We start from the raw sequence: 9671 nt of genomic DNA on the forward strand, positions 1-9671 counted from the left end.
GACCGCAGGCCGCCGCCCGGCAGCAGTCCGCGCCCCCGCAGCAGCGCGGCCAGCGCGGACAGCGGGCCCAGCAGAGCGGCGGCCGCCAGCGGCGCAACGCGCCCAGCAAGCTCGTCGTCACCGAGGGCACCCTCGCCGGGACCACCGTGGCGCTCCAGGGCCAGACCATCACCCTGGGCCGCGCGCACGACTCCACGATCGTGCTGGACGACGACTACGCCTCCAGCAGGCATGCCAGGATCTACCCCGACCGTGACGGCCAGTGGATCGTGGAGGACCTCGGCTCCACCAATGGCACCTACCTGGACCGGTCCCGGCTGACGACCCCGACGCCGGTCCCGCTGGGCGGAGCGATCCGCATCGGCAAGACCGTCATCGAGCTGCGGAAGTAGTGCTACACCAATGAATGAGCGCGAGCGGAGCGAGCACGCGGCGGCGGACCGCAATCCGGTCCCCGGCGCGCTCCCGACCGGAGGGTGGGCAGTGTGGCTCGACACGACCGGCTGTACCCGGAGCCGACTGGCGAGGTGCGCATGAGCCTCTCACTGCGCTTCGCCGCCGGATCGCACAAGGGCATGATCCGGGAGGGCAACGAGGACTCCGGTTATGCCGGTCCGCGCCTGCTCGCCATCGCCGACGGCATGGGCGGCCAGGCCGCCGGTGAGGTCGCCTCCTCGGAGGTCATCTCCACCCTGGTCACGCTCGACGACGACGTGCCCGGCTCCGACCTCCTCACCTCGCTCGGCACCGCCGTGCGCCGCGCCAACGAACAACTGCGCTCCATGGTCGAGGAGGACCCCCAGCTCGAAGGCATGGGGACCACCCTCACCGCGCTGCTGTGGACCGGCCAGCGGCTCGGCCTCGTGCACGTCGGCGACTCCCGCGCCTACCTGCTGCGCGACGGCATGCTCAGCCAGATCACCCAGGACCACACCTGGGTGCAGCGCCTGGTCGACGAGGGCCGGATCACCGAGGAGGAGGCCGACGCCCACCCGCAGCGCGCCCTGCTGATGCGCGCCCTCGGCAGCGGCGACCACGTCGAGCCCGACCTCTCCATCCGCGAGGTCCGCGCCGGCGACCGCTACCTGATCTGCTCCGACGGGCTCTCCGGCGTCGTCTCCCACCAGACGATGGAGGAGGCGCTCGCCAGCTACCAGGGCCCGCAGGAGACCGTGCAGGAGCTGATCCAGCTCGCGCTGCGCGGCGGCGGCCCCGACAACATCACGGTGATCGTCGCCGACGTGCTCGACCTGGAGACCGGCGACACCCTCGCCGGGCAGCTCTCCGACACCCCGGTCGTGGTCGGCGCCGTCGCCGAGAACCAGCACCACCTGAACCACGACAACGGCATCATGCAGACCCCGGCCGGCCGCGCCTCGCACCTCGGCCGCCAGGGCCGCAGGCAGTCCGGCGGCGGCCGGCACGGCGGACCCTCCGGTGACACCGAGGAATACGCCCCCGAGGGCAGCTTCGGCGAGTACTCCGACGAGGACTTCACCAAGCCCCGCAAGGGCCGCCGCTGGCTGAAGCGTTCCCTCTGGAGCGCGCTGGCCCTCGCGGTCATCGGCGGCGGCATCTACGGCGGCTGGCGCTGGACCCAGACCCAGTACTACGTAGGGGCCAACGGCGAGCACGTCGCGGTCTACCGGGGCATCAGCCAGGACCTCGCCTGGGTCTCGCTGTCAAAGGTCGAGCAGGACCACCCCGAGATCGAACTCAAGTACCTGCCGTCGTACCAGCAGAAGCAGGTCAAGAACACGATCGTGGTGGCGGGCGGTCTGTCCCAGGCCCGCTCCAAGGTGCAGGCGCTCTCCGTGCAGGCGTCCGCCTGCCGCAAGCAGGCCGAGCGCACCGCCGCCGAGCGCGAGCAGCAGAACTCCAAGACGGGCCAGGGCGCGACCGGCGGCACCACCGGTGCCACCAAGACCGCCTTCACCAAGGCCAGCCCCTCGCCGGACCCCTCGGCCTCCGGGCCGAAGTCGCAGGCGTCGCCCTCGAAGTCCCCGACCGCGTCCGCCACTCCCCGGCCCGGCCCCAGCCTCTCCGAGGATGAGCAGAAGGTCGCCGATCAGTGCGGCAAGCAGTAGGCAAGCCGTGAGAGGCCCCGTCACACGATGAGCAGTACTACCAACACGCCGACGCACCACACGTCCACGATCGGCTCGATCGGTGCGCCGAGCCGCCGCAACACCGAGCTGGCCCTGCTGATCTTCGCCGTGGCCATCCCGGTGTTCGCCTACGCCAACGTGGGCCTGGCCCTCAACGACCAGGTCCCCGCGGGCCTGCTCGGCTACGGCCTGGGCCTCGGCCTGCTGGCGGGCGTCGCCCACCTCGCGGTGCGCAAGTTCGCGCCGTACGCCGACCCGCTGCTGCTGCCGCTGGCCACCCTGCTCAACGGGCTCGGTCTGGTGGCGATCTGGCGCCTGGACCAGTCCAAGCGGCTCCAGGCCATGCACGCGGCCGGCGACAAGGCGACCAACCAGCTGATCTACACGGCCCTGGGCATCGCGCTCTTCGTGGTCGTGCTGATCTTCCTCAAGGACCACCGCACGCTCCAGCGCTACACCTACATCTCCATGGTGGTCGCGCTGTTCCTGCTGCTGCTCCCCCTGGTCCCCGGCCTCGGCGCGGACGTCTACGGCGCCAAGATCTGGATCCAGATCGGCAGCTTCACCATCCAGCCCGGTGAGTTCGCCAAGATCGTGCTGGCGGTCTTCTTCGCCGGATATCTGATGGTCAAGCGGGACGCGCTCGCGCTGGCCAGCCGCCGCTTCATGGGTCTCTACCTGCCGCGCGGCCGCGACCTCGGCCCGATCCTCGTCGTCTGGTTCATCTCGATCCTGATCCTGGTCTTCGAGACCGACCTCGGCACCTCGCTGCTGTTCTTCGGCATGTTCGTGATCATGCTGTACGTGGCCACCGAGCGCACCAGCTGGATCGTCTTCGGTCTGCTGATGTCGGCGGCCGGCGCGGTCGGTGTCGCCAGCTTCGAGCCGCACGTCCAGACCCGTGTCCAGGCGTGGCTCGACCCGATGGGCGAGTTCAAGGCCAGCCGGTCCGGCATCCAGGACGGCATCATCCACTCCGAGCAGGCCATGCAGGCGCTGTGGGCGTTCGGCTCCGGCGGCACCCTGGGCACCGGCTGGGGCCAGGGCCACTCCGAGCTGATCGGCTTCGCCGCCAACTCCGACTTCATCCTCGCCACCTACGGCGAGGAGCTGGGTCTCGCCGGCATCATGGCGATCCTGCTGATCTACGGTCTGGTCGCCGAGCGCGGTGTGCGCACCGCACTGGCCGCCCGCGACCCGTTCGGCAAGCTGCTCGCCATCGGCCTCTCCGGCGCGTTCGCCCTCCAGGTGTTCGTCGTGGCCGGCGGTGTGATGGGCCTCATCCCGCTGACCGGTATGACGATGCCCTTCCTCGCGTACGGCGGTTCGTCCGTCATCGCCAACTGGGCGCTCATCGGCATCCTGATCCGCATCAGCGACACCGCCCGGCGCCCGGCACCCACCCCGGCCGCCAACCCCGACGCCGAGATGACGCAGATCGTGCGGCCCGGCGCCACCGGGCCCGACCCGCAGTGAGCGCGGCGGGCGGCGGGACCGTACCTCAGGGCGGGTCCCGCCGGGCTTTCGGCGCGTCCCCGTCCACAGGCAGTGCCCCTAGACTGTGGGCGGCCAAGGACGGGGGCCAGCCCCAGCGACACCGAGAGACCGAAGCGACAGGCGCCCCTGTCAGCTCGTGGAAAGGCCGGACGTGAACAAGCCCCTGCGCCGCATCGCCATCTTCTGCGGACTGCTCGTGCTGGCCTTGCTGATCCGCGACAACTGGCTCCAGTACGTCCAGGCCGACAAGCTCCGCACCGCGAGCGACAACCGCCGCGTCGCCATCGAGCGCTACGCCGCCCCGCGCGGCGACATCATCGTGGACGGCGAGCCGATAACCGGTTCCGTGTTGACCAAGGCCGGCGACTACAAGTACAAGCGCACGTACAAGAACGGACCCATGTGGGCGCCGGTCACCGGCTACTCCTCCCAGGCGTTCGACAGCACCCAGCTCGAGAAGATCAACGACGGCATCCTCACCGGCAACGACGACCGGCTGTTCTTCCGCAACACCCTGGACATGCTGACCGGCAAGCCCAAGCAGGGCGGCAACGTCGTCACCACGCTCAACTCCGCGGCGCAGAAGGCCGCGTACTCCGGGCTGAAGAACCAGGGCGGCAAGGGCGCGGTCGTCGCGCTGGAGCCCTCCACCGGCAAGATCCTCGCGCTGGCCTCGTACCCCTCGTACGACCCGTCGTCCTTCGCGGGTTCCCGTGACAGCGACGCGGCGGCCTGGTCGAAGCTGCAGAAGAAGAGCGACGCCTCCGACCCGATGCTCAACCGGGCGCTGCGCGAGACCTACCCGCCCGGCTCGACCTTCAAGGTGGTCACCGCCGCCGCGGCGCTGGAGAACGGCAAGTACTCCTCGGCCGACCAGAAGACCGACAGCCCGCTGCCCTGGGTGATGCCCGGCACACAGACCGAGCTGAAGAACGAGGGCAACATCCCCTGCAAGGACGCGACGATGCGGGTCGCGCTCCAGTACTCCTGCAACACCGTCTTCGGCAAGATCGGCGCCGACCTCGGCAACGACAAGATGCTGGCCGAGGCGAAGAAGTTCGGCTTCGACTCCGAGCAGTTCGTGCCGATCCGCGCCAACGCCTCGGTGTTCTCCAAGGACATGAACGACTCGCAGACCGCGCTGTCCTCCATCGGCCAGTTCAACACCGCGGCCACCCCGCTCCAGATGGCCATGGTCGCCTCGGCGGTCGCCAACGACGGCAAGCTGATGAAGCCGTACATGGTCGACTCTCTGCAGTCCTCCAACCTGGACCCGGTGGAGAAGAGTGAGCCGCAGGAGATGAGCCAGCCGCTCTCGCCGGGCAACGCGCAGATCCTCCAGTCGATGATGGAGACCGTCGTCAAGGACGGCACCGGTAAGAACGCGCAGATCAACGGCGTGACGGTGGGCGGCAAGACGGGTACCGCGCAGCACGGTGTGGAGAACAGCGAGAACCCCTACGCGTGGTTCCTCTCCTACGCCAAGCTGCCCGACCACAGCTCGCCGGTGGCCGTGGCCGTGGTCATCGAGGACGACAACGCGGTCCGCGACGACATCTCCGGTGGCGGCCTGGCCGCCCCGATCGCGAAGAACGTCATGGAGGCGGTCATCAACTCCAAGAAGTGAACCCGCTCACGTGCCCTTCACATCGCCGCACGTTGCGATACCGGTCCGGTATCGGGTTATCGGCTTGGCCAGGTCACACAGAGCGAGCCGGGTACGGTAGGCCCGGACGGAAGCTCCGGCCGCGCACACCCGTGCCGGGCGGGACCGACGGAGAGGGCTGGTAAGTAGCTATGGAAGAGCCGCGTCGCCTAGGCGGCCGGTACGAGCTGGGCCACGTACTCGGCCGTGGTGGCATGGCAGAGGTCTACCTCGCGCATGACACCCGCCTCGGCCGCACCGTGGCGGTGAAGACGCTGCGCGCGGACCTCGCGCGTGATCCGTCCTTCCAGGCCCGGTTCCGCCGGGAGGCCCAGTCTGCCGCCTCGCTCAACCATCCTGCGATCGTCGCGGTCTACGACACGGGCGAGGACTACATCGACGGGGTCTCGATCCCGTACATCGTGATGGAGTACGTCGACGGCTCCACGCTCCGTGAGCTGCTGCACTCCGGGCGCAAGCTGCTGCCCGAGCGGTCGATGGAGATGACCATCGGCATCCTCCAGGGTCTGGAGTACGCCCACCGCAGCGGCATCGTCCACCGGGACATCAAGCCGGCCAACGTCATGCTGACCCGCAACGGCCAGGTCAAGGTGATGGACTTCGGCATCGCCCGCGCCATGGGCGACTCCGGGATGACGATGACGCAGACCGCGGCCGTGATCGGCACCGCCCAGTACCTCTCGCCGGAGCAGGCCAAGGGCGAGCAGGTCGACGCCCGGTCCGACCTGTACTCCACGGGCTGCCTGCTCTACGAGCTGCTGACCGTCCGTCCGCCGTTCGTGGGCGACTCCCCGGTGGCCGTGGCCTACCAGCACGTGCGCGAGGAGCCGCAGCCGCCGAGCGTGTTCGATCCCGAGATCACGCCGGAGATGGACGCGATCGTCCTCAAGGCGCTGACCAAGGACCCGAACTACCGCTACCAGTCGGCCGACGAGATGCGCGCCGACATCGAGGCGTGCCTCGACGGCCAGCCCGTCGGCGCGACCGCGGCCATGAGCGCGGTCGGCTACGGCTACGGGGACGACCGGGCGACCACCGCGCTGCGGCAGGAGCCGGCCGGGGCGACGACGATGCTCCCGCCGATGAACCCGGACGACGGCGGCTACGGCTACGACGACCGGCCCGACCGGCGGCGCCAGCAGAAGAAGAACAACAACACCTCGACGATCCTGCTGGCGGTCGCGGGTGTGCTGGTGCTGGTCGGCGCGATCCTGATCGGCATGTGGATCTTCTCCGGCAAATCCGAGAAGCCGTTCCCGGCGCCGAACTTCGTGGGCAACACCGTCGACGACGCCCGGAAGATGGCGGAGGCGTCGGACCTGAAGCTGGGCGACATCACGCGGAAGCCGTGTGAGAACCAGCCCAAGGGCAAGGTCTGTTCGCAGAGCCCGACGGAGGGCTCGGACGTCAATAAGAACGACACCATCACCCTGGTCGTCTCCACGGGCGCGCCCAAGGTGACGATCCCGAGCGTCATCGGACTCCCCTTCGACCAGGCGCGGGAGAAGCTGGAAGGCGACGACTACCAGCTCACGGTGAAGAAAGAGACCCGCGTCTCCAGCGACACCCCGGACAACGTCGTCGACCAGAACCCCACCGGCGGCAAGCAGGTGCAGAAGGGGTCCACGATCACCCTGATCGTCGCCAAGGCCGAGGAGAAGGTCACCATCCCGGACGTCAGGGGCAAGTCCTGCGACGAGGCCAAGGCCGACCTCCAGAACGCAGGTCTCGTCCCGACCTGCAACGACCAGCCCGTGCCCGACCCGGCCCAGAAGGACAAGGTCCAGGGCACCAACCCCGAGATCGGCCGTCAGGTCAAGAAGGGCACCCCGGTCTCCATCAGCGTCGGCAAGAACGACGCCCCGGAGCAGGTCCAGGTCCCGGACGTCACCACGCAGTCCCTGAAGGACGCGCGCAACACCCTTCAGGGCCTCGGCCTCCAGGTGAACGCCCAGGGCCCGGGAGCCGGCGACGAGAACTCCACCGTCCTCACGCAGAGCGTCCAGCCCGGCACCCAGGCCAACAAGGGCGACACCATCACCCTCATCTCGGCGAGCCAGGGCAACAACGGCAACAACGGCGGAGGCGGCCTCGGCGGAATCTTCGGCGGCCCCAACGGCTGACCCCCGCTCCGCTCTGATCAACAGACAGTCCTCCGGCACCGGTGGGTGCCGGAGGACTGTGTCGTTTTCCGATCGTGCCCTCATATGCCCGCAGGTCGTTGACAGTGCATGATCGACGAAAACGTACTCCTGGAATCCAGGACACTGCGCACCAGCGCGCTGGACCGCATCGAGGTACTGGACCGGGTGAAGACCCTCTCCCTGCTTCCGGACGGCCTGCACGTGACGACGGCGATGGTGGCGACCTACTTCGGGGTCACCGTGGAGGCTGTGCGCCAACTGACCCGTCGGCATCGGGAGGAACTCGCCGCCAACGGCATGGCGGTGCTGCGCGGCGCTGACCTGCGGCAATTCGAGAGTGACAACGTGTCACTCTCGCTGGGAAGTTATCCACAGGCCCGTCGGAGCCTCACGGTCTACTCCCGCCGCGCCGTCCTCAACATCGCCATGCTCCTGCGCGACAGCGAGGTCGCCCGGCGGGTGCGTACGTACCTTCTGGACGTGGAGCAGGCGTCCCGAGCCGAACTCGGCGGCCCCGCGCTGAACGACCGTATCGACCAGCGGATCGCGCACGTCCTCGGCAAGACGGTCGTGCCGATGTTCAACGTGCTGATCGAGGCCTCGGGCGAGCATCAGCGGGAGCTGGTGGCGATGCGGGACGGGGTGGGGCGGATCGAGCAGCGGCTGCGGGCGCATCATGGGCGGCTGCGGCGGTTGGAGTACCGCAGGCCGTGATCAGCGGAGTTCCGCCGGAGGGGTGCGCTTGGCGTCGACCTTCTCCGTGCGGACCAGCTCGGCCCAGACCACGTAGCGGTAGCGGCTGGTGTAGACCGGGGTGCAGGTGGTCAGGGTGATGTAGTGACCCGGCTTGGTCCTGCCGGACTCCTTGGGGACCTGTGCCAGGACGTCGACGTTGTACTTCGAGGTCTCCGGGAGGATCGAGTAGACCTTGTAGACGTACCACTTGTCCCTGGTCTCGAAGACGACCGGGTCGCCCTCGTGGACCTTGTCGATGTTGTGGAACTTGGCGCCGTGGCCGTCGCGGTGGGCGGCGAGGGTGAAGTTGCCCTTCTTGCCGGTCGTCGGGAGCATGGCCCTGGCCGGGTCGGTGTAGTAGCCGGCCACACCCTCGTCGAGGACGTCGGTGGAGGTGCCCTTCGCCACCAGCACAGCGCCGTTGCGCATCGCCGGGACGTGCAGGAAGCCGATGCCGTCCTTGGTGTCCAGCGCGCCGGGCCCGGCCGCGGAGTCGGCCCAGTGGTCGCGGACCCGGTCCGCCTGCCGGTCGGCGTGCCGGTCGGCGACGACGTTGGTCCACCACAGCGAGTAGACGACGAACAGCCCGAGCACCACCCCGGCCGTGATGAGGAGTTCCCCGAGGAAGCTGACCGCCCGCGCGATCGGCCCCTGCCCCCGCGGCGGACCCCCGCCCCTACGGGACGCGGCCGTGTGCTCTTCGGTGCCGTCGGCGGTCGCTGCCACAGATCCCCTGCCCATGTTCGGCTCTTCGGCTGGTGAGACGGACCGCCGCTACTGGATGAGCGCGTCCGGCTTGCCCTTGCTGCGCGGGCGTTCCTCGACCATCTTGCCCCAGACGATCAGCCGGTACTTGCTGGTGAACTCGGGCGTGCAGGTGGTGAGGGTGATGTACCGCCCCTGCCGGGTGAACCCGGACCCCTGCGGCACCGGATTCAGCACGCTGGTGTTGGACGGCGGAGTCACCGGCAGCATCGACGCCACCTTGTACACGAAGTACTCGTCCTGCGTCTCCACCACGACCGCGTCGCCCGCCACCAGCCGGTTGATGTAACGGAACGGCTCCCCATGGGTGTTGCGGTGCGCCGCGAGCCCGAAGTTGCCGGTCTTGTCGTACGGCATCGCCGTCTTCAGCGGCGCTTCCCCGTAGTGCCCGACCATCCCCTTGTCGAGCACCTTCTTGTTGCTGACGCCCTCCGCGATCGGCGCGACCACGTCCAGCTTGGGGATGTGCAGGATGGCGAACCCCTGCCCCGGCTCGAACGCCCCCGGCGCCCGCTTGCCGTTCGCCCAGTCGTCCTGGAGCTGGCTCGTCTCGCTGCCGGCCTCCGCATGGGCCCGGACGTTGGTCCACCAGAGCTGGTAGGTGACGAACAGCAGCATGACCACGCCGGTGGTGATGAAGAGTTCGCCCACCGCCCGGCTCACCATGACCGCCGCCCCCGGCTTGCGCGCCCGCGCCTGCTGCCGGGCCTCCACCCGCGACAACGGCCGCGCCGGGCCGTCCGCGACGGCCGGTGC

Annotated in this window: 8 protein-coding genes; 6 read left to right on the plus strand and 2 right to left on the minus strand. The window is 69.2% G+C overall.

Features of this window, described 5'->3' with window-relative positions; genetic code table 11:
- The 6 genes from GT030_RS19555 to GT030_RS19580 all read left to right on the plus strand — a co-directional run.
- On the plus strand, positions 1–392 hold a 392-nt coding region (locus GT030_RS19555; RefSeq protein ID WP_161202204.1), incomplete at its 5' end, for an FHA domain-containing protein.
- 141 nt (positions 393–533) lie between these two features.
- Positions 534–2087 carry a Stp1/IreP family PP2C-type Ser/Thr phosphatase gene (locus GT030_RS19560; protein ID WP_202460293.1) on the plus strand — a complete coding sequence of 518 codons (1554 nt, stop codon included), beginning with the start codon at positions 534–536 and terminating at the stop codon, positions 2085–2087.
- A gap of 27 nt (positions 2088–2114) precedes the next feature.
- Positions 2115–3584, plus strand: coding sequence for an FtsW/RodA/SpoVE family cell cycle protein (locus tag GT030_RS19565; protein WP_161202205.1), 1470 nt, complete (start codon positions 2115–2117; stop codon positions 3582–3584).
- A gap of 172 nt (positions 3585–3756) precedes the next feature.
- Positions 3757–5232, plus strand: a complete 1476-nt coding sequence (locus GT030_RS19570; RefSeq protein ID WP_161202206.1) for a penicillin-binding protein 2 — start codon at positions 3757–3759, stop codon at positions 5230–5232.
- Positions 5233–5402: 170 nt separating this feature from the next.
- Positions 5403–7394, plus strand: coding sequence for a Stk1 family PASTA domain-containing Ser/Thr kinase (gene pknB / locus GT030_RS19575; protein WP_161202207.1), 1992 nt, complete (start codon positions 5403–5405; stop codon positions 7392–7394).
- Positions 7395–7502: 108 nt separating this feature from the next.
- On the plus strand, positions 7503–8129 hold the full coding sequence (locus GT030_RS19580) for a restriction endonuclease (RefSeq protein WP_161202208.1): 627 nt from the start codon (positions 7503–7505) through the stop codon (positions 8127–8129).
- Here GT030_RS19580 and GT030_RS19585 read toward each other — a convergent pair whose 3' ends face one another.
- Complete coding sequence (locus GT030_RS19585) at positions 8130–8876, minus strand: class E sortase (protein ID WP_161202211.1); 747 nt, start codon at positions 8874–8876, stop codon at positions 8130–8132.
- 48 nt (positions 8877–8924) lie between these two features.
- Positions 8925–9671: class E sortase (locus GT030_RS19590; RefSeq protein ID WP_161202209.1), on the minus strand; the 747-nt coding region annotated here is incomplete at its 5' end.

The sequence above is a fragment of the Streptomyces sp. SID1328 genome, assembly GCF_009865595.1.
GTDB lineage: Bacteria > Actinomycetota > Actinomycetes > Streptomycetales > Streptomycetaceae > Streptomyces > Streptomyces griseoluteus.

Coding starts and splice junctions, on each gene's coding strand:
- GT030_RS19560 (WP_202460293.1), top strand. CDS start 534: ATGAGCCTCTCACTGCGCTTCGCCGCCGGATCGCACAAGGGCATGATC.
- GT030_RS19565 (WP_161202205.1), top strand. CDS start 2,115: ATGAGCAGTACTACCAACACGCCGACGCACCACACGTCCACGATCGGC.
- pknB (WP_161202207.1), top strand. CDS start 5,403: ATGGAAGAGCCGCGTCGCCTAGGCGGCCGGTACGAGCTGGGCCACGTA.
- GT030_RS19580 (WP_161202208.1), top strand. CDS start 7,503: ATGATCGACGAAAACGTACTCCTGGAATCCAGGACACTGCGCACCAGC.